Consider the following 25,258-nt stretch of genomic DNA (forward strand, 5'->3'; position numbering starts at 1 on the left):
CACCTAATGAATCATAGTAAAGCATGATTTAAAAAGGCTGGGACATAGCCCAGCCTTCTTTGAAAGAGATTAGAATGCTACGTCTAACCCTAACCAGTAACGACGTCCATCTTCGACGTACCCATATTCTTTGTAGTTGATGTCTTCATCGAACAGGTTGTAAATCGCACCTTTGATCTTGGTGTTATCCGTCAACTGATACGTTACGCCGGCATCTACAAACGTATAAGCAGGTTCAACGATGCTGTTGCGTGATGGGCCAGTGACCGGATCCATTTCTTTGCCTCGGTAGGTCACTTTCGTCCAGCTCTCTAGGTTGTCTGTTGTTTGCCAAGTAACATCAACATTAAACAGATGCTTTGGAAGTTGCTGAAGTGGCATACCTTTGTATTCACCCGTTTTTTGCTCCGAGTCGGTAAAGGTATAGCTTGAGCTTAAGTAGATAGTCTCGGTTAGTGGTTTCGCCAACGTTGCTTCTACACCCTGAGTCACAGCTTCATCCACATTAATACGGTAAGTAGGATCTGCCCCCCATTGGTTTGGGCCATCCGTACAAATTGTATCTGGGCACACCACGCGAGTGATCTTATCTTTAAACTCATTGTGGAAGGCGGTTAACGTCACATCAAGACCAGAATCACCTTGGTAAAGCACACTGATTTCTTTGTTCAGGGAAGTTTCCGGATCCAAATCTGGGTTACCATAAATATTACCGCCACCACTGACTTGCGCCCAACCTGGGGTAATTTCACGTAACTGAGGAGAGCGGAAGCCTGTCGCCACACCGCCTTTGACCGTCCAAGCAGGATCAACACGCCACACACCATACACTCGCGGGCTAAAATGCGCGCCGTAGTTTTCATCGTGATCCAAACGACCACCTAATGTCAGACTAAAAGGTTCTGCGATCTTCCATTCATCTTCGATGAACACAGCCCATTGAGTATTTGATGCTTTCGTTTTAGATGATGCTTTGTTAGACGTAAAATCTTCCAACTCGGCATGCGTCGCATCGACACCAGTTGTCAGAGTATGCGCGCCCAACCCTTTAACTAGGCTGGATTTAAACGTGGTATTTACAATAGTCATTTCGCGAGATTTGTTTTCACTCTCCTCGCGCTGCAAGTAGGTATCAGAGTTACCCAATAACTCCCACTCCCCGGTGTGACTAAGCGTAACGTAGTTGCGACGGTATTCATTCAATGAATCTTCACAGCCTCTACGACAGCCCGTCGTAGGTACAGAAAGACCAACATTACCGCGACGACTTTGTGCCGATGTACCACCCTCTAACTGCACAGAGTGACGATCATTGATTTGATAGATCAGTTTTGAAGAGATGCTCTGCATATCTTTGTCTTCATAACCATAATCAATGTCATCTTCTTCCCTTGCGGTATATTGACCATAAACCTGTAGCAACAAGTTTTCTGCAAGAGGGCCATTTACAAAGAAGTTTGCACTCTGTTCACCACCAGAACGGCTGTTTTCTTGGATAACCGTCCCCAGCTGCACATTACCTGTCCACTCAAGCGCATCTTTACGGGTGATCACGTTAATCACACCACCAATCGCATCGGAACCATACAGCGTCGACATCGGGCCACGGATCACTTCGATTCGCTCAATGGCTTGAAGTGGTGGCAACCAACCTTGTTCAATACCAGGGCCATCGCTATTTGGGCGAGTTTCGCGAGTACTTTGGCGCTTACCATCCACAAGAATTAACGTGTACTTAGAGCCCATACCACGAATGCTGATATCGGTTGTATCACCACCACCAGTCACAACAACACCTGGCACACTTTTCAGTGCATCAGTCACGTCGCGGTAGTAGCGCGAGTCCAATTCTTCTCGCGAGATAACACTAATACTTGCAGGCGCATCCGCTTGGGATTGCTCATAACTTGACGCTGTCACCACGACGGTTTCCATTTTAGAAACTGAGTCGTTAGCAAATACATGAGGGACACTGACGAAGGCTAAAACACCAGTTGCAGTTAGCACTGGCAGTCTAAGAGTGGACATCTACATCTCCATAATTGATAATGATTATTATTTTCGAAGTGAAATTATTCATAAATAAAATGAGATGCATAGTGAGAGTTATGGAACGGTTCTTCCCATATATGGAATCCGTTCATAACGCAGTAAGGAGTAAGATATGCACGACTTAGCATCAATTCGTGCTTTTGATGCGCTTAACCAACACAAAAGTTTGACCGCAGCCGCCAAAGCACTGAATCAGCCGAAATCCACCGTGAGCCGCCGCTTAGCACAATTAGAAGCCGACTTTGGCCAAGCGCTAACGACTCGACAAGGCAACCGCTTGATTCTGACACGCGCAGGGGAGATTTTTGCCGACTACAGCCGCCAGTTCCTAGAGCTCAGCGAGGAAAGTTATGAAGCGCTTCAAGGCTTAAATAATCAAGTATCAGGCTCTCTACATATCGTTTGCCACGCAGCGTTAGTTCGCAGTTGGTTAGGCGATGTGCTCAATGAATTTCTGGCGGAGAACCCTGACGTCAGAGTCCAGCTCACCAGTGATTTTTCCGATACACACCACGATCCAGATTTGTTTATCTGGCTAGGTGAACACAAAGGGCTGGATTGGCGCAAAGAAACGCTTGGCGTATTTCGTTACACCCCATTCGCGTCGCCAAACTACATCGAAAAACATGGCCCCATCCACCACCCGAGAGAACTAAACAAACATCCGTGGATAGATTTTGGGTCGATACAAGAGAATGGTTTGCTACTCTCGCACCCAGAACAAGGGGAGTTTTTTCTAGAACCATTTGTCAGCCGACTCTATAGCGACAACATTGCTATGCAGATCGATAGTATCGCCAACGGACACGGCATTGGTCTCTTGCCAACTTGGACTGCACAAGGGTATGAGAAACATCACCCCGGCCGTATCACCCCATGCCTTGAAGGCTGGCTTTCTGAGCCAATAACGATCAACTATTATACACCAGCAGGGCGTCATCCTCTTCGCTTATCCGTACTGCTTGAAGATATTCACCAAAGTATTCCGCTAGATTGGAAATATTGAGACAAATAAAAAGGCCATCAACATGATGGCCTTTTCTCACAACCGCTCAACAGAGCCGGTTTAAACAACTGTCTCGATTACGCTAGTAGTTCTTTTGCTGTGTTCACTACGTTTTCTACAGTGAAACCAAACATTTCGAACAACTGGTCAGCAGGTGCAGATTCACCGAATGTTGTCATACCGATGATGCGACCGTCGAAACCAACGTACTTGTACCAGAAGTCTGCGATGCCCGCTTCAATAGCGATACGTGCTGTTACGTCTGATGGTAGAACTGCTTCACGGTAAGCTGCGTCTTGTTTGTCGAATGCATCTGTTGATGGCATTGAAACAACGCGTACTTTCTTACCTTCTGCTGTTAGTTGTTCAGCGGCTTTCACTGCTAACTCAACTTCAGAACCTGTTGCGATTAGGATTAGCTCAGGTTTGCCATCGCTGTCTTTCAGGATGTAACCACCTTTCGCGATGTCTGCAACTTGCTCAGCGCTACGTGGTTGTTGCGCTAGGTTTTGACGAGAGAAGATAAGTGCTGTTGGTGCATCTTTACGTTCAATCGCTAGTTTCCATGCTACAGCAGACTCAACTTGGTCACATGGACGCCATGTGTTCATGTTTGGAGTCAAACGTAGAGACGCCATTTGCTCAACTGGTTGGTGAGTTGGGCCATCTTCGCCAAGACCGATAGAATCGTGTGTGTACACTTGGATGTTCTGAATTTTCATCAAAGCAGCCATACGCATTGCGTTACGAGCGTATTCCATGAACATTAGGAATGTTGCGCCGTAAGGAACGAAACCACCGTGTAGTGCGATACCGTTCATAATAGCAGTCATGCCAAATTCACGTACACCGTAGTGGATGTAGTTACCAGAGAAGTCGTTCGCTTCTAGAGACTTAGAACCCGACCACATGGTTAGGTTAGAAGGCGCTAGGTCAGCAGAGCCGCCCATGAACTCTGGTAGTAGAGCACCAAATGCCTCTAGAGCGTTTTGAGATGCTTTACGTGACGCAATGTTTGCTGGGTTTGCTTGAAGATCAGCAATGATTTGGTTTGCTTTCTCTTCCCACTCTGCAGGAAGTTCGCCGTTTAGACGACGCTTAAGCTCTGCTGCTTCTGTTGGGTAAGCCGCTGCGTATGCTTCGAACTTCGCGTTCCACGCCGCTTCTTTTTCAGCGCCAGCTGCTTTTGCATCCCACTCTGCGTATACATCAGCAGGGATTTCAAATGCAGGGTGTTCCCAACCTAGGAATTCACGCGCTGCTGCGATTTCTTCAGCGCCTAGTGGTGCGCCGTGACAGTCGTGAGAACCCGATTTGTTTGGAGAACCAAAACCGATGATAGTCTTCGTACAAATTAGCGTAGGACGAGGGTCTGCTTTTGCAGCTTCAATCGCTGCGTTGATTGCTTCAGAATCATGGCCATCTACTGCTGGGATTACGTGCCAACCGTAAGCTTCGAAACGCTTAGGTGTATCGTCAGAGAACCAACCTTCAACGTGACCATCGATAGAGATGCCGTTGTCATCCCAAAATGCGATCAGTTTACCTAGGCCTAGAGTACCAGCAAGAGAACATGCCTCATGCGAGATACCTTCCATCAGACAGCCATCACCCATGAACACGTACGTGAAGTGGTCAATGATGTCGTGGCCATCTTTGTTGAATTGTGCTGCTAGCGCTTTTTCTGCTAGAGCCATGCCAACAGCGTTCGTGATACCTTGACCTAGAGGGCCTGTTGTCGTTTCGATGCCTGGTGCGTAGCCGTACTCTGGGTGACCTGGAGTCTTAGAGTGAAGCTGACGGAAGTTTTTCAGATCATCGATAGATAGCTCGTAACCGCTCAAGTGCAGTAGAGAGTAGATCAGCATAGAACCGTGGCCGTTTGAAAGTACAAAACGGTCGCGATCTGCCCACTCTGGGTTAGCTGGGTTGTGGTTTAGGTGAGAGCGCCAAAGAACTTCAGCGATATCAGCCATACCCATAGGTGCGCCTGGGTGGCCAGAGTTAGCTTGTTGAACACCATCCATGCTTAGAGCACGAATTGCATTGGCAAGATGTTTACGAGACGACATGTCTGCTCCTGAGTACATTAAGCGAAACGAAAAAAGAGGTCACAATTCTCTCAAAGCCAAGTTGGGTGTGCAAACGTTTTCCAACCCAAAACCTCACAAATATTGCACCTTTCAGTTCAAATACATCGAAGTTCTAAAAATTACCAACAATTCAAGCAAACGTTTGGTTATAACAAAAACCAAAAAAGAGCTTGTAATTCGAGCAATCAAAATTAGAATAGACGTCTAGATGTAGATACACCTACAAATATTAGTATTAATTTGCGCTGGGGAGTTTATCATTCCTCAGTTTTAAACCAGATATAGTGGAGCTAACATGGCTAAGCACCTGTTTACTTCTGAGTCAGTGTCAGAAGGTCATCCAGATAAAATTGCAGACCAGATTTCTGATGCGGTTCTTGACGCGATTCTAGAGCAAGATCCAAAGGCTCGTGTTGCATGTGAGACTTACGTTAAAACCGGTATGGTAATGGTGGGTGGTGAAATCACGACTTCAGCATGGGTTGACATCGAAGAGTTAACTCGTGAAACCGTTCGTGAAATCGGCTACGTACACTCAGATATGGGCTTTGACGCGAACTCTTGTGCAGTTCTAAACACAATTGGTAAACAGTCTCCAGATATCAACCAAGGTGTTGATAAAGCTGACCCTAAAGAGCAAGGTGCAGGCGACCAAGGCATCATGTTTGGTTACGCATGTAACGAAACTGAAGTACTCATGCCAGCGCCAATCACTTACTCTCACCGTCTTGTTGAAAAGCAAGCAGAAGTTCGTAAAAACGGCACACTACCTTGGTTGCGTCCAGACGCAAAATCTCAGGTAACGTTCCAGTACGACCAAGGTAAGATTGTTGGTATCGATGCTGTTGTTCTTTCAACTCAGCACTGTGATTCAATCTCTACGCCTGACCTACGTGAAGCTGTAATGGAAGAAATCATCAAACCTGTTCTTCCTGCAGAGTGGATCAGCAAAGACACTAACTTCTTCATCAACCCAACTGGTCGTTTCGTTATTGGTGGCCCAATGGGTGACTGTGGTCTAACTGGTCGTAAAATCATCGTAGATACTTACGGCGGTGCAGCTCGTCACGGTGGCGGTGCATTCTCTGGTAAAGATCCATCGAAAGTAGACCGCTCTGCAGCTTACGCAGCACGTTACGTAGCGAAAAACATCGTAGCGGCTGGTATGGCTGACCGTTGTGAAATCCAACTTTCTTACGCAATCGGTGTTGCTGATCCAACGTCTATCATGGTTGAAACGTTTGGTACCGAGAAAGTATCTCACGACATCATCATTGAAGCGGTTCGTCAATTCTTCGACCTACGTCCATACGGTCTACAAGAAATGCTTAACCTACTTCAACCAATCTACAAGAAGACAGCAGCATACGGTCACTTCGGTCGCGAAGAGTTCCCATGGGAAGCGACTGATAAAGCTGAGCTTCTACGTGATTTCGCTGGCATCAAGTAATCGAGCCATGCAAGAATCAACAAAGCCCTCGCCTTATGGCGGGGGCTTTTTGTATCGAACATTCCTTCCTCCCCTTACCGAACAAAAATTCAGCAATTATTTGTAAATTCCCCTATCACCGCCAATAGTTAACATAATGTTAAATGCACTTTTCGATGCATATAACACCGAGTAATAAGATGTAGGTTCACGTGGTGAAGTCCGTGATTAAAACACGTAAACCAAACATCCTTTTGTATGGCTCGATACCAAGTCACTGTACTCCTTAAGATAACCATTGAGATGATCGAGTACTGACGACCTTGGTAAGCGTTGACACCGTGGGAATTAATCAAGGAGGAGTTATGCCTCGTACCGTGAATCCATCTGACTTCCAAAGCAAACGAAAGGAAGTGCCAGATAATGAATACGCCAGAACCATTCCGTGTAACACCGTCAATCTGAGTGCACCCTTTCACTGGTTAGCTCTGGGGTTACATGATTTCGTACGTATGCCTCTCATCAGTGCTTTTTACGGCATCTGTTTTATGGCAGCAGCGATTGGTATTGTGCTTCTGGTGCAATGGCAAGGCACACACTTAGTGGTGATGCCAAGCCTCATCGTCTATATGCTCATAGGTCCGTTTTTAGCACTGGGTCTTTATGATGCGAGTTGGGAGAGAGAACGTGGGCACAAAGCGCGCCTGCTTCATTCCATGAAAGCGATTGGTCGTAACTCCAGCTCACAATGGGCGTTCGCAGTATTGCTTGCCGTTTGTATGATTTTCTGGATGCGTATCGCTGCGCTGCTCCACGCGTTGTACCCATCCGTACAAGGCGCACCACTGACTGAGTTTTTGCCTTTTCTGGTCATAGGCTCATTGGTTGGATTCGTGTTGGCGTGTACCGTATTTAGTATCTCTGCGTTTTCGATTCCATTAATGATGGAGCGCCGTGTCGACATGATGACAGCGGTGTTTACTAGCTTTAACGCGGTGAAATCCAATATTCCGGCCATGATTGTTTGGGCAGCGATTATTTGTGGCGGTATCTTGATTGGCTTTGCTACCTACGGAATCGGTATGTTGTTTACCATGCCAATTTTGGGCTACGGTACATGGCACGCCTACCATGCAACCATCAAGAAAAAACACACGCCTTAACGGACAAATGCTATGATTCAGCCCTCGTCAACGCGGGGGCTTTTTATTGAATACACCGGAGTATGGATGGACATTGAACTGAGTTATAAAGCCAAGCAAGTCATGGCTGATTGTATCTCTTTGGCACAGCAGGCATTTAAGCGCTCATTCCCTATCCCAAGCATCACATTCAACGTTCGCGGTAAAGCAGCGGGAAAAGCCTACCTTCAATTAAATCAGATTCGTCTCAACCCTATTTTATTTAGAGAAAATCCACAGGCGTTTTTGGAAGAAGTAATTCCTCATGAAGTCGCCCACTTAATCACCTACCAAGTGTACGGCCGAGTTCGACCACACGGAAAAGAGTGGCGAGGCGTCATGGAATCCGTATTTGGTATTCCTGCCAACACCACACACCGTTTTGAAGTTACCTCAGTCCAGGGTAAGACGTTTGAGTATCGTTGCGGCTGCATGACCTACCCGCTCTCGATTCGCCGACACAATAAAGTACTGCGCAAAGAGGCAACCTACTCCTGTCAAAAATGCCACCAGCCTTTGAATTTTACAGGTGTTCAACTTTCTTAATTTCTCCGGTGAGAAACAGCGGCGATCACTTGTTTATTTTTATTATTAACAGACTCATTACGAAAGCCAATCTCTGAGTGGTAGAATGATTAAAGTCATACTTTTTAAAGACTTTAATCATGAAATACTTGTTTACTCTGTTTCTCTTTGTTCTTTCTACTTCCGCTTTTTCTGCCCCTCCTAGCTCATTTTCTGCCGCCAAACGTGAAGCGGTGAAAATCTATCAAGACCACCCAAGCAGTTTTTACTGCGGTTGTGATATCCAGTGGCAAGGCAAAAAAGGCGTTCCTGACTTAGTCTCTTGCGGTTACCAAGTTCGCAAACAAGAAAAACGTGCAGCTCGCATTGAATGGGAACATGTGGTTCCTGCTTGGCAATTCGGCCACCAGCTCCAGTGTTGGCAAAGCGGTGGGCGCAAAAACTGTTCGCGCAACGACACGGCTTTTAAACTCATGGAGGCGGATTTACACAACCTGACCCCAGCGGTTGGTGAGCTGAACGGAGACCGTTCTAACTTCAACTTCAGCCAATGGAACGGCATGGATGGTGTCAGTTATGGCCGCTGCGACATGCAAGTGAACTTCAAGCAACGCAAAGTAATGCCACCCGACAGAGCCCGTGGCTCGATTGCACGCACTTACTTATACATGAGCAAGGAGTACGGATTCAAACTATCCAAGCAGCAAACTCAGCTAATGAGTGCTTGGAACAAAACCTATCCGGTAGACAAATGGGAATGTGAGCGTGACGAGCGCATCGCCAAAGTACAAGGGAACCACAACCCGTTTGTTCAAGAGGCTTGCCGCGCACTGTAAAAACACAAGCGCACCCGAGCTTTGTTTGAGGCGTTTCCTTCATTCGAAACGCCTCTTGCCCCTTGTTTTTTCGGTGGAAAGCATCCATGTTAGGAACTAAGTTTATTCTCTTGCTGGAAATCTCATGCGTATCCCTCGAATTTATCATCCAGAAACCATTCATCAACTTGGTACCATCGCTTTAAGTGAAGACGCTGCAGGCCATATCGGCCGAGTACTTCGCATGAAAGAAGGCCAAGAAGTTCTATTATTTGACGGCAGTGGCGCAGAGTTCCCAGCAGTGATCAGTGAAGTCAGTAAAAAGAACGTTCTCGTTGACGTAACTGAGCGCGTCGAAAGCAACATTGAATCCCCTCTCGACTTACATCTTGGCCAAGTCATTTCACGTGGCGATAAGATGGAGTTCACCATCCAGAAATCAGTAGAGCTTGGCGTTAATACCATCACACCACTTATTTCTGAACGTTGTGGCGTAAAGCTGGATCAAAAGCGTTTTGAGAAAAAGCTCGCTCAGTGGCAGAAGATTGCGATCAGTGCGTGTGAACAATGTGGTCGCAACGTAGTACCAGAAATTCGCCCAATCATGAGCTTGGAGCAGTGGTGCCAAGAAGAGTACGATGGTCTAAAGCTCAACCTTCACCCTCGTGCAAAATACTCAATCAACACCCTGCCGACACCTGTAGAGAAAGTGCGTCTTCTGATCGGCCCTGAAGGCGGTTTGTCGTCAGAAGAGATCGACATGACTCGCGAATACCAATTTGAAGAGACGCTACTCGGCCCTCGCGTTCTACGCACCGAAACTGCGGCTCTGACAGCAATTACAGCCTTACAAGTTCGTTTCGGCGATCTTGGTTAAAACGGAGAAAAATAATGATCAAACTCGGTATTGTAATGGACCCAATCTCGTCCATTAACATCAAGAAAGACTCTAGCTTTGCCATGATGCTTGAAGCGCAACGCCGCGGCTATGAAATCCACTACATGGAAATGAACGATCTTCACCTAGACCAAGGCAAAGCGATTGCCGACACTAAAGTGGTTGAGCTGAAAGAAGATCCAAACGGCTGGTACGAGTTCAAATCTGAACAGACGATCGAACTGTCTGAGCTCGACGCGGTACTCATGCGCAAAGATCCTCCATTTGATACCGAGTACATCTACGCGACTTACATTCTTGAGCGTGCTGAAGAACAAGGCGCATTGATCGTTAACAAACCTCAAAGCCTACGCGACTGCAACGAAAAACTGTTTACCGCTTGGTTCCCAGAACTTACGCCAACCACAATCGTGACACGCAAAGCAGAAAAAATTAAAGCCTTCCGTGAAGAGCACGGCGATGTGATCCTCAAACCTCTTGATGGTATGGGCGGCGCTTCAATTTTCCGCGTAAAAGAAAACGATCCAAACGTGTCGGTGATCATCGAAACGCTGACTAACCATGGTCAAAACTACGCGATGGCGCAAACCTTCGTGCCAGACATCAGCAATGGTGATAAGCGTATTCTTGTTGTTGACGGTGAACCGATGCCTTACTGTCTTGCGCGCATTCCTGCTAAAGGCGAAACGCGCGGCAACCTAGCTGCTGGTGGTACTGGTGAAGCTCGTCCGCTAAGCGAAACAGATATGAAGATTGCTCAAGCTGTTGCTCCGACTCTAAAAGAAAAAGGGCTTATCTTTGTTGGTCTTGATGTGATTGGCGACAAGCTAACTGAAATCAACGTGACTAGCCCAACTTGTATTCGTGAAATCGAAGCGGCATTCGACATTTCTATCACTGGCAAACTGATGGATGCCATTGAACGTCGTGTGAAAGGCGAATAACTGAATATATAGTACAGTTATAGTAGAGAACCAGACATTATCTTAAGCAAACTCATGCACATAGTCGCGAGTTTGCTTAAGTGCATTTACGAGTCTTAAAGGTCGGTATGAGAATGAACCTCACAAACCATTTTTTAGTAGCCATGCCTGGAATGAAAGATCCGTATTTCCAGAATAGCGTTATCTACGTTTGTGAACATAACGAAGAAGGCGCAATGGGTCTGATGATCAACGCGCCTGTTGATATCACTGTAGGTAACATGCTCAAGCAAGTTGACGTGCAGCCTGTTCACCCACGCCTGTTTGAAGCCAGCTTAGATAGACCCGTCTACAATGGCGGTCCAATCTCAGAAGACCGTGGTTTTATTCTACATAAACCGAAAGATTACTATGAATCCAGCATTCAAATGACCGATGACCTTGCTGTCACCACTTCACGAGATATTCTTTCCGTATTGGGGACAGAGGCTGAGCCAAGTGACTATTTGGTTGCTCTTGGTTATTCCGGTTGGAGTGCTGGTCAGTTAGAAAATGAACTGGTTGAAAACTCTTGGCTAACCATCGAAGCCACACCAGAAATCATCTTCGATACGCCCATTACAGAGCGCTGGAAAAAAGCGGTAGAAAAGCTAGGTATCGACCCAAGCCAATTGTCGGCAGACGCAGGTCATGCGTAACACAACCGCCTTCCTTAACTTCTACTTCATTAAGATTTGAGACACTGTATGTCACGCACAATAATGGCCTTCGACTTCGGTACTAAAAGTATTGGTAGCGCGATTGGTCAAGAAATCACTGGTACCGCTTCACCACTGAAAGCGTTTAAAGCCAATGATGGCATTCCAAATTGGGATGACATCGAAAAACAAATTAAAGAATGGCAGCCAGACTTATTGGTCGTAGGCCTGCCAACGGATTTGCATGGTAAAGATTTAGAAACCATCACCCCGCGAGCGAAAAAATTCGCGAAGCGTCTGCAAGGTCGTTATGGCTTGCCTGTTGAATTACATGATGAGCGCTTATCAACTTCAGAAGCGCGCGCAGAATTGTTCAGTATGGGTGGCTACAAAGCCTTATCGAAAGGCAATATCGACTGCCAATCTGCCGTGGTCATTCTAGAAAGTTGGTTTGAAGCGCTTTGGGGTGAATAAACCTCGCAAGCACAATGAAAAAGGTTGGCAGAAGCCAACCTTTTTTGTGTCTTGAATACGCTTAATCCATATCGATTTTGACATTGGCAAGACTGCCTGTAGAGAACGGCTCACCACGCTGTGTTTTCAGCATTAAACGAAGATCGTTAGCAGAATCTGCACTGTGCAGTGCATCCTCTTCGCTGATTTTACCTTGCATCACCAGCTTGTAGAGCGATTGGTCAAACGTCAGCATGCCAAACTCATTGGATCGTGCCATGGTTGATTTCAATTCGTGTAAATCACCACGACGTATCAAATCCGACACTCGTGGACTGTTTAGCAAGATCTCAAACACACCATGACGCCCTTGACCATTCTTATCGCGGATCAGCTGCTGACCAATCACGCCTTTTAGGTTCATCGACAAATCAAACAAGAATTGCTCTTTTTGATCTTTAGGCACCAAATGGAGAATACGTTCTAACGCTTGGTTGGCGTTGTTAGCGTGCAACGTTGCCATACACAAGTGACCCGTTTCGGCGAAGGTCATCGCGTATTCCATCGTTTCTCGGCTACGGATCTCACCTATCAAAATCATATCTGGCGCTTGGCGCAGCGAGTTTTTCAGTGCGACTTCATAGCTTTCGGTATCCAAACCCACCTCACGCTGAGTCACGATACAACGCTTATGCTCATGCACAAATTCGATCGGATCTTCGACCGTCAAGATGTGACCGGTTTTGTTGCTGTTTCGATAGCCCGTCATCGCTGCCATCGTGGTCGATTTACCCGAGCCAGTCGCGCCGACCACCAGCACCAAACCACGCTTGGCAATCGCTAAGTCTTGCAGCACTAAAGGCAGTTTTAACTGCTCAAAAGTAGGAATGATGGTTTCGATACGGCGAATAACTGCACCCGGCAGTTCTCGCTGAAAAAAAGCACTAACACGGAAGCGACCACAATCTCTGACGATAGCAAAGTTTGATTCGCGGCTTTTGCGAAACTCCTGACGCCGATCCGGATCCATTGCGCTATCAAGCAACTTTGCAACATCATGTTCGGTGAGTTTCTCCCCTTGCGGACGCAATTCGCCATCCACACGAAATAGAATTGGCGCACCAACCGTGATGTAAAGATCCGACGCTTTTAGCGTCAACATACCTTCAAGAAATTTATTCAGATCCATCTTCCGTATTCACCATTATCTGTATGAGCGTTACGAGAATTGCTGCACTTCAAGCCCAATCTTGCTGTCGACTTCTTCGCGCGAAACCATGCCTTGCGCCATCAACTGACGGGCATTTTGTTCCATGGTTTGCATTCCATGCGCGGCACCCGTTTGAATGATTGAGTACATCTGCGCGACTTTGTCTTCGCGAATCAAGTTACGAATCGCGGGCGTTGCCATCATGATTTCGTGACAAGCAATACGACCACCGCCATTACGTTTCAAAAGTTTTTGCGCGATAACCGAACGAAGGGATTCAGACAACATGGAACGCACCATGTCTTTGTCACTACCTGGGAACACATCGATGATACGGTCGATGGTTTTTGCTGCTGAACTGGTGTGCAACGTACCGAAAACTAAGTGACCCGTTTCTGCCGCCGTTAACGCTAGGCTGATGGTTTCTTTGTCACGCATCTCACCGACAAGGATCACATCCGGGTCTTCACGCAATGCGCTGCGTAGCGCGTTTTGGAAGCTATGGGTATCACGGTGAACTTCACGTTGGTTGATCAAACACTTATTGTTGTTGTGAACAAATTCAATCGGATCTTCAATTGTGAGGATATGCTTGTTGTGATTACGGTTAATGTAGTCAACAATGGCTGCTAAGGTTGTCGATTTACCAGAACCCGTTGGGCCAGTAACCAAAACCAAACCTTTTTCAGCATTCGCGATTTTTTTGAAGATCTCTGGCGCTTCTAGCTCTTCCAGAGTTGGGATGCTACTTGGGATGGTACGGAACACTGCCGCACAACCGCGAGATTGGTTGAAAGCGTTGACACGAAAACGGCCAACGTTATGCAATTCAAAAGAGAAATCGACTTCGAGTTTTTCTTCGAACTCACTGCGCTGGGCATCGTTCATGATTTCAAAAACCAAACGATGCACTTCTTGGTGTGTAAACGCTGGAATGCCCAGTTTTCTCACATCACCATCAATACGAACCATTGGTGGTACACCTGCAGAAAGATGTAGATCCGAAGCATTATGTTTTACACTAAAATCCAGTAACTCAGTGATATCCATTTAAAATCCTTAAGTCTAAAGTACAGCTATGAGTAGTATTCAACAAAATATTGAACATATCACCTCTCAAATTCGACGCGACGAACAAAAATGTGGTCGATCTCCAGAGTCAGTGCAACTTCTAGCGGTAAGCAAAACTAAACCTGTCGAGGCAATTCTCGAAGCCTACCAAGCGGGACAAACCGCGTTTGGTGAAAACTACGTCCAAGAAGGCGTCAGTAAAGTTCAGCACTTTGCCGAGCATTATCCAGATAATCGAATCGAATGGCACTTCATTGGCCCGATTCAATCGAATAAATCGCGACTTGTTGCTGAACATTTCGATTGGGTTCACACCATTGATCGCGCTAAGATCGCACAGCGACTCAATGAGCAACGTCCGCAAGAACTCAAACCATTGCAAGTGCTGATTCAAGTCAACACCAGTGGTGAAGATTCCAAATCTGGCGTTAGTGACGCAGAAATATTCGAACTGGCTGAGTTGATTTCTCGCCTTCCCAACCTCACTTTAAGAGGATTGATGTCGATTCCTGCGAACGTGTCAGACTACGACGCCCAGCTTCGTGAGTTCGAGAAGCTAGCGACACTGAAGCAAACCCTTGAACAGCAATACCCAGAAATCGATACCTTATCGATGGGCATGAGTGGCGACATGACCGCTGCGATTGAAGCAGGCAGCACTATGGTTCGTATCGGAACGGCTATCTTTGGCGCGCGAGACTACAGCACGAAAAGTGAATAGTCATTTAAGAGCGAAAATGCTTAATTGATACCGCGATGAAACAGCGGTTAACGCAAAGCGGCGCCATTATACACCTGAGCGCACAATAAATCGTAAATATCATGATGGAAATCAGACAAATGGAACATAAAAAGATCGCCTTTATCGGTGCGGGAAACATGGTCAGAGCCATTGTTTCTGGCCTCGTGGCTAACGGCTACCCTGCACAAAACATTGTTGCAACCGCCCCATCAGAGGCGCGTCGTCTGCCGCTTGAGCAAGATTTTGGTATCCGCACCACCAGCGACAACATGCTGGCCGCGTCCGAGGCCGATGTGGTGGTTCTGTCTGTGAAACCACAAATGATGGCGGATGTTTGTAAACCTCTGCAATCTATCGACTTTAGCAACAAGCTCGTAATTTCTATTGCGGCAGGCATCAATTGTTCACGTTTGGATGAGATGCTAGCGACAAAATTGAATTTGGTTCGCGTCATGCCAAACACTCCATCTCAGTTGGGTTTGGGCATGAGTGGCTTATTCGCTCCAGAACATGTCAAAGAACAAGACAGAGCCTTTGCCGCAGAACTGATGCAAGCAGTTGGTAAAGTGTGCTGGGTGGAACAAGAATCTGGCATCAACAATGTGATTGCAGCAGCAGGCAGCGCTCCGGCATACTTCTTCCTGTTTATGGAAGCGATGCAAGCTGAAGCGATAGCTCAAGGCTTTGATAAAGAAACGGCTCGTTTGTTGGTTCAACAAGCAGCGCTGGGTGCGGCAAGTATGGTGGTGAGCAATCCAGACACCGAACTTTCGACACTGCGTGAAAACGTGACTTCGAAAGGCGGCACAACCGCCGAAGCACTTCGTACATTCAACGAACATCAGTTAACGGACATCGTTGCAAAAGCCATGCAAGCTGCGGTTGCTCGCGCAGAAGAAATGGAAAAACTGTTTTAATTATCTGGATGATTCTCAAGAAACATCATCCACTACTTGTTAAGGGTACCTTATGAATTCAATGAGTTTTCTCATCTCAACCCTATTTGACCTGTATATCATGGTCGTGATTTTGCGAATTTGGTTGCAAGCTGCACGTGCAGATTTCTACAACCCGTTCTCGCAATTTATCGTAAAAGCGACTCAGCCAGTCATTGGCCCACTGCGTCGTGTTATTCCATCAATCGGCAATATTGACCTTGCAACGGTTCTGTTCGCTTACGTGCTGTGTGTATTGAAATTTGTCGCGCTGATTCTGATTGCGTCTAACGGCTCTGTCTCTTTTAGTGTTGATTTCCTATTCTTAGGTTTGTTATCGCTACTAAAAGCTGCTGGTGGCCTTCTGTTCTGGGTATTGTTGATTCGCGCAATCCTAAGCTGGGTGAGCCAAGGTCGTAGCCCAATTGAATACGTGTTCCATCAATTAACCGAGCCAATGTGCGCACCAATTCGTCGCGTGCTTCCTGCTTTTGGCGGCTTGGATTTGAGCGTGCTGGTTCTGTTCATCGGTTTGCAATTCGCAAACTTCTTGATGGGCGATATCATTGGTCCTATTTGGTTCCAACTGTAATGTCCGCAGCAGTTTGGCAAGATGGCGAGGACATCGTCCTTAAGCTTTATATTCAACCAAAAGCAAGCCGCGATAAGATCGTCGGCTTGCACGGTGAAGAGCTCAAAATCGCCATCACTGCACCACCTGTCGATGGCAAAGCCAATGCTCACCTCACCAAGTTCTTAGCCAAGCAGTTCAAAATAGCTAAGGGTTTGGTTCACATAGAAAAAGGTGAACTAGGACGGCACAAACAAATTCGGATAGAATCGCCCGTACAGATACCCGCTGAAGTAAAAGCCATCTTATGATGGCTTTTTATTTATAATTTTGTACCACACTTACTAGTACCAACTATCGGACATGCTTTTTTAACCTGCCACTCGGGTAAAATTGCAACTATGGTTGGCTCATAACGAGTGCTTTGAGGAAGTAACAATGAGCAAATGGATTACCGCATTACTGATCAGTCTGTTGTCATTACCGACCTTTGCTGAACAGTTCAAAAACATGAAAGACATCGAAGTACACTATGTGGCTTTTAACTCGACTTTCCTGACACCTAAAGTCGCTCGCAGCTACGACATCAAACGTAATGGTTACGTGGCTGTAGTGAACATCAGCGTGTTAGACAGCGCCTCTTTAGGTAAGCCAGCGGTCGAGGCGAAGGTAGGCGGACATGCGAAAAACTTAATTGGCCAAACTCAAAAGTTGACCTTTCGTGAAATTAAAGAAGGCGAAGCCATTTACTACTTAGCCGAGCTGCCAATTACTCACGAAGAAACTTTTACCTTCGATATTGACGTTAAAGCTGGAAACAAAGGCTCAGGTAAGCTTAAATTCACCCAGAAATTTTTTGTCGAAGAGTAATTGGGTTGTGATGATCTAAATGCTTTTTGATCTAAGTAGGCCAAAAGCCTCTATCAGTTACAGAATATCTAGAGGAGAACGATTAGTTCTCCTCTATAACTATTAAAAGAGATTCCCATGAAAAAAATTGTGCTAGCAACAGGCAACCAAGGCAAAGTTCGCGAGATGGCAGATCTACTGTCTGACTTCGGTTTTGAAGTATTAGCGCAAAGTGAATTCAACGTATCAGAAGTTGCTGAAACGGGCACCACATTCATTGAGAACGCAATCATTAAAGCTCGCCATGCCGCGCAAGAAACTGGCTTACCAGCGATTGCAGATGATTCTGGTCTGGAAGTCGATTTCCTAAAAGGTGCACCAGGCATCTACTCAGCTCGTTACGCCGGCGAAAAAGCCTCTGACCAAGAGAACCTAGAGAAGCTACTTAAAGCAATGGAAGGCGTGCCAGAAGCAGAACGTACTGCGCGTTTCCACTGTGTATTGGTATTGATGCGTCACGAAAACGATCCAACGCCTATCGTTTGTCATGGCAAATGGGAAGGTCGCATTCTGACTGAAGCACATGGCGAAAATGGCTTTGGTTACGACCCTATCTTCTTCGTACCAGAAGATAACTGTGCGTCAGCAGAGCTAGAGCCGACACGTAAAAAGCAGTTGTCTCACCGCGGTAAAGCACTGAACTCACTGTTTGCTCAGTTATCAGCACAAACCGCACAGTAAGATCGAGTGAACTTGTCCATGTTAACGCCCCCAGCACTCAGCTTGTATGTACACATCCCATGGTGTGTACAAAAGTGCCCTTATTGCGACTTTAACTCGCATGCGCTTAAAGCGGAGATCCCAGAAGAAGAGTACATCAGTGCCCTTCTAGAAGATCTGGATACCGATATTGATAAGTACCGCTTAAATGACGTACCGCGTCCGCTGCATTCCATCTTCATTGGCGGTGGTACGCCAAGTTTGATTTCTGCAAAAGGCATTGAGCGTTTGCTAAAAGGCATCGAAGCGCGAATTCCATTCAAGCCAGACATTGAAATCACTATGGAAGCAAACCCTGGCACCATCGAAGCAGAGCGTTTCGTGGGTTATCGTAAAGCGGGCGTCACGCGAATTTCCATCGGAGTTCAAAGCTTTGAGCAGGAGAAGTTGGAGCGTCTAGGACGAATTCATGGTCAAGACGAAGCCGTTAATGCAGCGAAACTTGCCCATCAAATTGGTTTGAACAGCTTTAACCTCGACTTAATGCACGGCTTACCCGATCAAAGCATCGAACAAGCGCTAGCCGATTTGGACAAAGCGATTGAGCTCGCACCGCCGCACCTGTCTTGGTATCAGCTCACCATCGAACCAAACACCATGTTCTACTACAAGCCACCGACACTACCAGATGACGATGACTTGTGGGACATCTTCGAACAAGGGCATGAAAAGCTAGCAGCAGCAGGTTACGTTCAGTACGAAATCTCTGGCTACAGTAAACCGGGCTATCAGTGTCAGCACAACCTGAATTACTGGCGCTTTGGCGATTACCTTGGCATCGGCTGTGGCTCGCATGGCAAATTGAGTTTTGCCGATGGGCGCATCATTCGTACCACGAAAGTGAAGCATCCTCGTGGCTACTTGGCGGCGTATCAAAATATGGTGAAGCCGTATTTGCATACTGAGCAGCTTGTTGCCGATGAAGACCGCCCATTTGAGTTCTTCATGAACCGCTTCCGCTTGATGGAAGCGTGTCCGAAGCAAGATTACGTGGATACCACTGGCTTGCCGCTCAGTACCATTCAAGACACCATTGATTGGGCGTTAGAGATGGGCTATTTGAGTGAAACGGAGACGCACTGGCAGATCACCGAGAAAGGAAAGCTGTTCCTCAACGACTTACTTGAAGCCTTTATGGCAGAAGAAGACGAAGAGTAAACCACGCGAACTACAAAAAAGCCTCTCAGACGAGAGGCTTTTTGTATAGAAACAGTTAACACTAAAAAATCGAACGGCCAATTCGCTCAGAGAGCAGTTCCAGTGCTTTCGTACCCGCCAGCGAGTTCCCTGACGCATCAAGTTCTGGAGACCAAACCGCAATGGTCATTTCACCCGGCACTACGGCAATAATACCGCCGCCAACGCCAGATTTACCCGGCATACCCACACGGTAAGCAAACTCACCGGCACCATCGTATAAACCACAAGTTGCGAGCAATGCATTCAGTTGCTTCGTTTGTGTTGGTGACACCACTGGCTTGCCCGTTTGCACGGAAGTGCCTTTGTTGGCTAGGTAGCTAAAGGTTTTTGCTAAGTCCACACAGCTCATCTTTAAAGCACAGGCATGGAAATAGTTTTGCAGCACAGGAATAACCTCGTTTTCGAAGTTCCCGAATGAACGCATTAGGTAAGCAATCGCCGCGTTGCGATCGCCGTGCATCATTTCCGACGCGGCCACGACTTTGTCGTAGACAATGTGAGTATCGCCCGACAACTGACGAACAAACTCAAGTAAGCGCTGACGAGGTGCAGACAAACGACTTTGCAGCAAGTCAGCCACAACAATTGCACCCGCGTTAATAAACGGGTTGCGTGGAATCCCCTGTTCCATCTCCAACTGAATCAGCGAGTTAAACGCCTGACCGGATGGCTCTTTACCTACTCTTGCCCAAATTTCTTCTTGTTTGTACAAGCACATGGCCAACGTTAGGCTCAGTGCTTTCGAAATAGACTGAATAGAAAAAGACTCATCGGCATCGCCAGCCTTAATCACTTCACCTTCATTGGTGTATACCGCAATAGCTAATTTATTATTCGGTACTTTTGCCAGAGCCGGAATGTAGTCCGCCACTTTTCCTTGGCCGATCAAAGGGCGCACTTCCGCCAGAATATCTGTCAAAATTTCCGCTGTCGGTTTCATTGTCTACCTTCTTGTCACAAGAGTATTCGCTCAGAGGTAAAAAAAGCCAACAGAGCGTTGGCTTTTCATCGGATTCGTTATCGAAGATTCGATTATGGTTTCACTGCCACAATAATATTGCGGTTGATAGATTGATCAACACGGTGAAGATAACCGATGTAAGGCTCTTCTGAAAGTACCTTCCACCCTTGCTCTTCAAATAATGCCGCGACATCTTTCCATTTCAACGTGAATTCATTGAAAGACAGCACCACAGAACCTTGTTTTTTCAGCACCACTTTCCATGCAGGCAGAGCCTCTTTCAAAAGCTCTAGTGGGCTACGGTTCAGCTTGCTGTCTTTGGCATTTTTGCTACCGTGCTGCACACCATAAGGTAGGTCAGACACCATGACGTCAACCGAGTTTTTCTTCACAACTTGGTCAGCGATACGGGTATCTGCTGAATACAACTTCATGGTTTGAAGATTACCCTGGAGGTAGTCTTCTTTACTTGCAGCCGCTTCAACAACGAAGCCATCTGCCACTTTCTTGCCACCAGAAGTGCGCTTTTCCTTGCTCACTTTGTGCTTGAAGCGGCCATTCTTCATAAACTTAACGATGAAGGTTTGGATCTCTTGAACCCACTTCTGGTTGATCTCCACACCCACGACATTCAAGCCATGGATCAAACCTTCAAACAGTGTTGTACCCTTACCACACATTGGATCCATCAGCGTTAGCTGCGTGCTGTCAGTATTTACAGCACTCACGCCAAGGTTAACCATCAAGCGAGTAAACTGCTCATTGGTTTTACCTGTATAACGCAGGATCTGGCTCATGCTCTCAGGGAAAGTATTGAATACAGGCGCCTGAATTGGACGAAGCAAACCATCTTCACGCACTTCAAACAGCGCGTAATAGATAGAAGATGCGGCAATCTTACGAGACTGCGCTTCACTTAACGCCTGCTCACAAGAAAACACCAGCGCCGCAGGTAAACCCACGTCTTTGCTGCCAATTTCAGTCACTTCAACACCTTCAGAGGCCAAAATCGCTTTGAGCTCTGAGCATGCAATGGTCATTGCGCTATCAAAGTAAATTCGGTTGTGACCCGGATTCGCTAATATCGCGTAGTGGTACATCAACTGACTCCTTAAGCAATGCGTTCGTATTTAATATCCCACACACCGTGACCTAGACGGTGACCGCGAGCTTCAAACTTCGTCAGTGGACGATCTTCAGGACGAGGAACAAAGTCACCATCTTGCGCAATATTTTCGAAACCTGGCGCTTGGTTCATGATTTCAATCATGTGCTCTGCGTAATTTTCCCAGTCTGTTGCCATGTGGAAAATGCCTTCGTTCGGGATAAGCTTTTGACGAACCATTTCAGCAAACTCAAGCTGCACGATACGACGCTTGTGGTGACGCTTTTTGTGCCAAGGGTCTGGGAAGAATAACTGTAGCGTAGCAAGGCTGTCATTTGGGATCATGTGCTCAAACACTTCAACCGCATCGTGACACATTACGCGAAGATTAGTGATACCCGCTTCGCGTGCATCAGAAAGACAAGCACCAACACCTGGGCTATGTACTTCAATACCGAAGAAGTTTTTCTCAGGCGCATTCTTTGCCATTTCAACCAATGAAGCACCCATACCAAAACCGATTTCTAGTACGACTGGATTATCGTTACCAAACACTTCTTTCCAATCAAGAAGTTCTGCTTTGTAGTCGATACCCATTGTTGGCCAGCACTCGTTCATCGCGTTCTCTTGGCCTTTCGTTAGACGACCTTCGCGACGTACAAAACTGCGGATTTTACGGATCAGCTTGCCGTCTTCGTTGTATTCGTTGGTGGTTACTTCACTCATTGATTTTGCCTGCACATTGATTAATCAAAGCGGGGATTATCCAAAGAATTTACTCGGGTGCAAGTATTTGTTGAGCTTGTGGCCTATCGCTACCCAAAAGCCATCACACCCCCTGTAATATCCCCACTGTTTACCAGTTGTACTTCTTACCCATTCTGTGGTGCAATTTTGCCCCTAACCAATAATAGAATACAGAGCAAGTCGTGACCCCTTTCGCCAGTGCCATCTTAGAATGGTATGACGCATACGGAAGAAAAGATCTTCCGTGGCAACAAAACAAAACCGCATACAGTGTCTGGTTGTCTGAAATCATGCTTCAGCAAACACAGGTCACTACCGTTATTCCTTATTACCAACGCTTCTTGGAACGCTTTCCGACTGTCGTCGACCTTGCGAACGCAGAGCAAGATGAAGTGCTACACCTTTGGACTGGCCTAGGTTATTACGCGCGTGCTCGCAACCTTCATAAAGCCGCTAAAGAGGTCGCCCATAAATACAGTGGCGAGTTTCCACTTAATCTAGAACAAATGAATGCGCTTCCTGGAATTGGTCGCTCAACCGCAGCAGCCGTATTGTCATCGGTACACAAGCAACCGCATGCCATTCTTGATGGCAATGTAAAACGAACGTTATCACGCTGCTTTGCTGTAGAAGGTTGGCCAGGTCAGAAGAAAGTTGAAAATCAGTTGTGGGAAATTGCCGAAGCGCATACTCCGCAAACTGATGTAGATAAGTATAACCAAGCCATGATGGACATGGGGGCGATGGTTTGTACCCGCAGCAAACCTAAGTGCACCCTATGCCCTGTTGCTGATTTATGTGTGGCGAAAAAACAAGGGAACGTGCTCGACTACCCGGGTAAAAAGCCGAAGAAAGAAAAACCGGTCAAACAAACCCGCTTCGTGATGCTTCATCACCACAATGAGAACGGACACGAAGTATGGTTAGAACAAAGACCACAAACTGGTATTTGGGGAGGTTTATTTTGCTTCCCACAAACCGAACATGTGGACGTCGAAAGCGATATCGATTTACTACTTGAGCAACGTGGTATAAAAGCCAGCGACATCAATAAGCAGGAAACGTTAATCACGTTTCGCCATACATTTAGTCATTACCACCTAGATATCACACCGATTTTGATTGACCTGTCAAAGCAACCCGATGTGATAATGGAAGGCAGCAAAGGTCTTTGGTATAACTTATCTCAACCTGAAGAAGTGGGCTTAGCCGCACCAGTAAAACTTTTATTGGAAGCGCTACCTCACGAACTTCGTTAATTGAATACAAGGAGTCATTATGAGCCGCACTGTGTTTTGTGCTCGACTAAAGAAAGAAGGCGAAGGTCTGGACTTTCAACTTTACCCAGGTGAACTAGGTAAACGCATTTTCGATAACATCTCGAAAGAAGCTTGGGCTCAGTGGCAACACAAACAAACCATGTTGATCAACGAGAAAAAGCTCAACATGATGGATCCAGAGCATCGTAAACTGCTCGAAGCCGAAATGGTGAACTTCCTATTCGAAGGCAAAGACGTTCACATTGAAGGTTACACACCACCAAGCGAATAAAGCCAATTTGTTCAAAAGCAATGACATCACAACCTAAACTGTGATGTCATTTTTCCTCCAGCGTCTTGTCCTCATCACCTAAAAACTTATGAAGAAAATTGCTTTTATTGCCACCGCTCTCTTATTGGCAGGCTGTAGCCGCGAATTCGTCGAAAAAATTTATGACGTGAACTACGAGCCAACCAACCGCTTTGCAAACAATCTAGCAGAGCTACCAGGCCAGTTTGAGAAAGATACCGCCGCACTCGATGCGTTAATCAATAGCTTCTCAGGCAATATCAAAAAGCGTTGGGGACAACGTGAAGTGAAGTTCGCAGGTAAAAGTAACTACGTTAAATACATCGACAATTATTTAAGTCGGGCAGAAGTGGATTTCCAGAAAGGTCTTATCACTATCGAGACCGTTTCTCCGACCGAACCACAAAAACACTTGAAGAACGCGATCATCACCACATTGCTAACGCCAGATGATCCAGCAAACGTCGACTTGTTCTCATCGAAAGAGATCAAACTCGAAGGCCAACCCTTTTTGTACAAACAGGTGCTCGATCAAGATAAAAAGCCCATTCAATGGTCATGGCGCGCGAATCGCTTCGCTGACTATCTGATTGCCAATAACATCAAAACCAAAGATGTAGACTTTAAAAAAGCGTATTACGTTGAGATTCCAATGGTAGAGGATCACTTCTCTCAGCGTAGTTACCAATACGCGGATATCGTGCGTCGCGCGTCAAAAAAATACGACATTCCTGAAGATCTGATTTACGCCATCATCAAAACCGAGAGCAGTTTTAACCCTTACGCAGTAAGTTGGGCCAATGCTTATGGATTGATGCAAGTAGTGCCTAAAACCGCTGGTCGTGATGTATTTAAGCTCGTAAAGAACAAATCAGGACAACCTAGCCCAGAGTATTTGTTCAACCCAGAAAACAATATTGACACAGGAACCGCCTACTTCTACATCCTCAAAAACCGTTATTTACGCGAAGTTCAGCATCCAACTTCGTTAGAGTACAGTATGATTTCCGCTTACAACGGTGGAACTGGTGGTGTTTTAAACACATTTAATCGCAGTGACCGAAAACGCGCGATGCGAGATCTCAATTCTTTGCAACCCAACCAAGTTTATTGGGCGCTAACTAAGAAACATCCGAACGCTGAAGCGCGTCGTTACCTAGAAAAAGTTACAAATTTCAAAAAGGAATTTAACTCTGAGCACACTTTGTAATGACAGTTGAATAAAAAGCGTTCGAACAACCACTTTTTTGAAATTATTTAAAAAAAGTGGTTGACGCAAAGCGGGAAAATCCGTTTAATAGCGCTCCGTTGCCCGGATAGCTCAGTCGGTAGAGCAGAGGATTGAAAATCCTCGTGTCGGTGGTTCGATTCCGCCTCCGGGCACCACAATTTGATTTGTTGGTGTCTTAGCAAAAGTTATTACACGAACAAAAGCACAAAGAATA

Annotated in this window: 26 protein-coding genes and 1 tRNA gene; 20 read left to right on the forward strand and 7 right to left on the reverse strand. The window is 46.3% G+C overall.

Annotated elements, in window-relative coordinates; all coding sequences use genetic code 11:
• Positions 1 to 69: 69 nt before the first annotated feature.
• The gene (locus ACF8EG_RS18330; protein ID WP_005493890.1) at positions 70 to 2,028 is read right to left on the reverse strand and encodes a ligand-gated channel protein; all 1,959 of its coding nucleotides are present in this window, start codon (positions 2,026 to 2,028) and stop codon (positions 70 to 72) included.
• Between the two features lie 136 nt (positions 2,029 to 2,164).
• Between ACF8EG_RS18330 and ACF8EG_RS18335 the strand changes: the two genes are divergently transcribed.
• Positions 2,165 to 3,058, forward strand: a complete 894-nt coding sequence (locus ACF8EG_RS18335; RefSeq protein ID WP_029839976.1) for a LysR family transcriptional regulator — start codon at positions 2,165 to 2,167, stop codon at positions 3,056 to 3,058.
• Between the two features lie 77 nt (positions 3,059 to 3,135).
• Here the strand turns inward: ACF8EG_RS18335 and tkt are convergent, their stop codons facing one another.
• The gene (gene tkt / locus ACF8EG_RS18340) at positions 3,136 to 5,130 is read right to left on the reverse strand and encodes a transketolase (RefSeq protein WP_206926125.1); all 1,995 of its coding nucleotides are present in this window, start codon (positions 5,128 to 5,130) and stop codon (positions 3,136 to 3,138) included.
• A 316-nt stretch (positions 5,131 to 5,446) separates the two neighbouring features.
• Here tkt and metK point away from each other — a divergent pair, with 316 nt between their 5' ends.
• The 8 genes from metK (at position 5,447) to ruvX (ending at position 12,094) form a co-directional block, all read left to right on the forward strand.
• A complete protein-coding gene (gene metK / locus ACF8EG_RS18345; protein WP_005461723.1) occupies positions 5,447 to 6,601 on the forward strand; it encodes a methionine adenosyltransferase in 1,155 nt (384 codons plus the stop codon).
• 344 nt (positions 6,602 to 6,945) lie between these two features.
• Positions 6,946 to 7,743, forward strand: a complete 798-nt coding sequence (locus ACF8EG_RS18350) for a DUF2189 domain-containing protein (protein WP_029805629.1) — start codon at positions 6,946 to 6,948, stop codon at positions 7,741 to 7,743.
• Positions 7,744 to 7,809: 66 nt separating this feature from the next.
• Positions 7,810 to 8,307 carry a SprT family zinc-dependent metalloprotease gene (locus ACF8EG_RS18355; protein WP_021453096.1) on the forward strand — a complete coding sequence of 166 codons (498 nt, stop codon included), beginning with the start codon at positions 7,810 to 7,812 and terminating at the stop codon, positions 8,305 to 8,307.
• 119 nt (positions 8,308 to 8,426) lie between these two features.
• On the forward strand, positions 8,427 to 9,122 hold the full coding sequence (endA, locus tag ACF8EG_RS18360) for a deoxyribonuclease I (RefSeq protein WP_069505251.1): 696 nt from the start codon (positions 8,427 to 8,429) through the stop codon (positions 9,120 to 9,122).
• A gap of 124 nt (positions 9,123 to 9,246) precedes the next feature.
• On the forward strand, positions 9,247 to 9,978 hold the full coding sequence (gene rsmE, locus ACF8EG_RS18365) for a 16S rRNA (uracil(1498)-N(3))-methyltransferase (protein ID WP_005461719.1): 732 nt from the start codon (positions 9,247 to 9,249) through the stop codon (positions 9,976 to 9,978).
• A gap of 14 nt (positions 9,979 to 9,992) precedes the next feature.
• A complete protein-coding gene (gene gshB, locus ACF8EG_RS18370; protein ID WP_005425823.1) occupies positions 9,993 to 10,943 on the forward strand; it encodes a glutathione synthase in 951 nt (316 codons plus the stop codon).
• A 113-nt stretch (positions 10,944 to 11,056) separates the two neighbouring features.
• Positions 11,057 to 11,620, forward strand: a complete 564-nt coding sequence (locus ACF8EG_RS18375; protein WP_005461717.1) for a YqgE/AlgH family protein — start codon at positions 11,057 to 11,059, stop codon at positions 11,618 to 11,620.
• Positions 11,621 to 11,668: 48 nt separating this feature from the next.
• On the forward strand, positions 11,669 to 12,094 hold the full coding sequence (ruvX, locus tag ACF8EG_RS18380) for a Holliday junction resolvase RuvX (protein ID WP_005461715.1): 426 nt from the start codon (positions 11,669 to 11,671) through the stop codon (positions 12,092 to 12,094).
• A 61-nt stretch (positions 12,095 to 12,155) separates the two neighbouring features.
• Here the strand turns inward: ruvX and ACF8EG_RS18385 are convergent, their stop codons facing one another.
• Together ACF8EG_RS18385 and ACF8EG_RS18390 are read right to left on the reverse strand one after the other, a co-directional pair.
• Complete coding sequence (locus ACF8EG_RS18385; RefSeq protein WP_005461714.1) at positions 12,156 to 13,262, reverse strand: PilT/PilU family type 4a pilus ATPase; 1,107 nt, start codon at positions 13,260 to 13,262, stop codon at positions 12,156 to 12,158.
• Between the two features lie 30 nt (positions 13,263 to 13,292).
• Complete coding sequence (locus tag ACF8EG_RS18390) at positions 13,293 to 14,333, reverse strand: type IV pilus twitching motility protein PilT (RefSeq protein WP_005461712.1); 1,041 nt, start codon at positions 14,331 to 14,333, stop codon at positions 13,293 to 13,295.
• 28 nt (positions 14,334 to 14,361) lie between these two features.
• On the opposite strand from ACF8EG_RS18390, the gene ACF8EG_RS18395 reads away from it, so the two are divergent.
• The 7 genes from ACF8EG_RS18395 (at position 14,362) to hemW (ending at position 19,389) form a co-directional block, all read left to right on the forward strand.
• Positions 14,362 to 15,075, forward strand: coding sequence for a YggS family pyridoxal phosphate-dependent enzyme (locus ACF8EG_RS18395; RefSeq protein WP_005461710.1), 714 nt, complete (start codon positions 14,362 to 14,364; stop codon positions 15,073 to 15,075).
• A 119-nt stretch (positions 15,076 to 15,194) separates the two neighbouring features.
• On the forward strand, positions 15,195 to 16,013 hold the full coding sequence (gene proC, locus ACF8EG_RS18400) for a pyrroline-5-carboxylate reductase (protein ID WP_005482485.1): 819 nt from the start codon (positions 15,195 to 15,197) through the stop codon (positions 16,011 to 16,013).
• 52 nt (positions 16,014 to 16,065) lie between these two features.
• Positions 16,066 to 16,623 carry a YggT family protein gene (locus tag ACF8EG_RS18405; protein WP_005482440.1) on the forward strand — a complete coding sequence of 186 codons (558 nt, stop codon included), beginning with the start codon at positions 16,066 to 16,068 and terminating at the stop codon, positions 16,621 to 16,623.
• The gene (gene yggU, locus ACF8EG_RS18410; protein WP_005482461.1) at positions 16,623 to 16,913 is read left to right on the forward strand and encodes a DUF167 family protein YggU; all 291 of its coding nucleotides are present in this window, start codon (positions 16,623 to 16,625) and stop codon (positions 16,911 to 16,913) included. Before ACF8EG_RS18405 ends, yggU begins: the two co-directional genes overlap by 1 nt.
• 127 nt (positions 16,914 to 17,040) lie before the next feature.
• On the forward strand, positions 17,041 to 17,472 hold the full coding sequence (locus ACF8EG_RS18415; protein WP_005461703.1) for a DUF4426 domain-containing protein: 432 nt from the start codon (positions 17,041 to 17,043) through the stop codon (positions 17,470 to 17,472).
• Positions 17,473 to 17,589: 117 nt separating this feature from the next.
• Positions 17,590 to 18,192 (forward strand): XTP/dITP diphosphatase, encoded by a 603-nt coding sequence (locus ACF8EG_RS18420; RefSeq protein ID WP_025518666.1) that lies wholly within the window; start codon positions 17,590 to 17,592, stop codon positions 18,190 to 18,192.
• Between the two features lie 18 nt (positions 18,193 to 18,210).
• Positions 18,211 to 19,389, forward strand: coding sequence for a radical SAM family heme chaperone HemW (gene hemW, locus ACF8EG_RS18425; RefSeq protein ID WP_069505249.1), 1,179 nt, complete (start codon positions 18,211 to 18,213; stop codon positions 19,387 to 19,389).
• Positions 19,390 to 19,450: 61 nt separating this feature from the next.
• Here hemW and glsB read toward each other — a convergent pair whose 3' ends face one another.
• The 3 genes from glsB to trmB form a co-directional block, all read right to left on the reverse strand.
• Positions 19,451 to 20,371 carry a glutaminase B gene (glsB, locus tag ACF8EG_RS18430; RefSeq protein ID WP_005482494.1) on the reverse strand — a complete coding sequence of 307 codons (921 nt, stop codon included), beginning with the start codon at positions 20,369 to 20,371 and terminating at the stop codon, positions 19,451 to 19,453.
• Between the two features lie 92 nt (positions 20,372 to 20,463).
• Complete coding sequence (locus ACF8EG_RS18435; RefSeq protein WP_206926124.1) at positions 20,464 to 21,492, reverse strand: TRM11 family methyltransferase; 1,029 nt, start codon at positions 21,490 to 21,492, stop codon at positions 20,464 to 20,466.
• Between the two features lie 11 nt (positions 21,493 to 21,503).
• Positions 21,504 to 22,223, reverse strand: coding sequence for a tRNA (guanosine(46)-N7)-methyltransferase TrmB (trmB, locus tag ACF8EG_RS18440; RefSeq protein WP_069505245.1), 720 nt, complete (start codon positions 22,221 to 22,223; stop codon positions 21,504 to 21,506).
• Positions 22,224 to 22,426: 203 nt separating this feature from the next.
• On the opposite strand from trmB, the gene mutY reads away from it, so the two are divergent.
• The 4 genes from mutY (at position 22,427) to ACF8EG_RS18460 (ending at position 25,199) form a co-directional block, all read left to right on the forward strand.
• Positions 22,427 to 23,503 carry an A/G-specific adenine glycosylase gene (gene mutY / locus ACF8EG_RS18445; protein ID WP_025593826.1) on the forward strand — a complete coding sequence of 359 codons (1,077 nt, stop codon included), beginning with the start codon at positions 22,427 to 22,429 and terminating at the stop codon, positions 23,501 to 23,503.
• 19 nt (positions 23,504 to 23,522) lie between these two features.
• Positions 23,523 to 23,795, forward strand: a complete 273-nt coding sequence (locus ACF8EG_RS18450; protein WP_069505243.1) for an oxidative damage protection protein — start codon at positions 23,523 to 23,525, stop codon at positions 23,793 to 23,795.
• A gap of 88 nt (positions 23,796 to 23,883) precedes the next feature.
• Positions 23,884 to 25,023: a membrane-bound lytic murein transglycosylase MltC gene (mltC, locus tag ACF8EG_RS18455; protein WP_005490305.1), complete on the forward strand. Its 1,140-nt coding sequence runs from the start codon at positions 23,884 to 23,886 to the stop codon at positions 25,021 to 25,023.
• A gap of 100 nt (positions 25,024 to 25,123) precedes the next feature.
• Positions 25,124 to 25,199, forward strand: a tRNA-Phe gene (locus ACF8EG_RS18460).
• Positions 25,200 to 25,258 lie beyond the last annotated feature (59 nt).

The organism is Vibrio sp. YQ_11 (genome assembly GCF_043103065.1).
Classification (GTDB): domain Bacteria; phylum Pseudomonadota; class Gammaproteobacteria; order Enterobacterales; family Vibrionaceae; genus Vibrio; species Vibrio parahaemolyticus.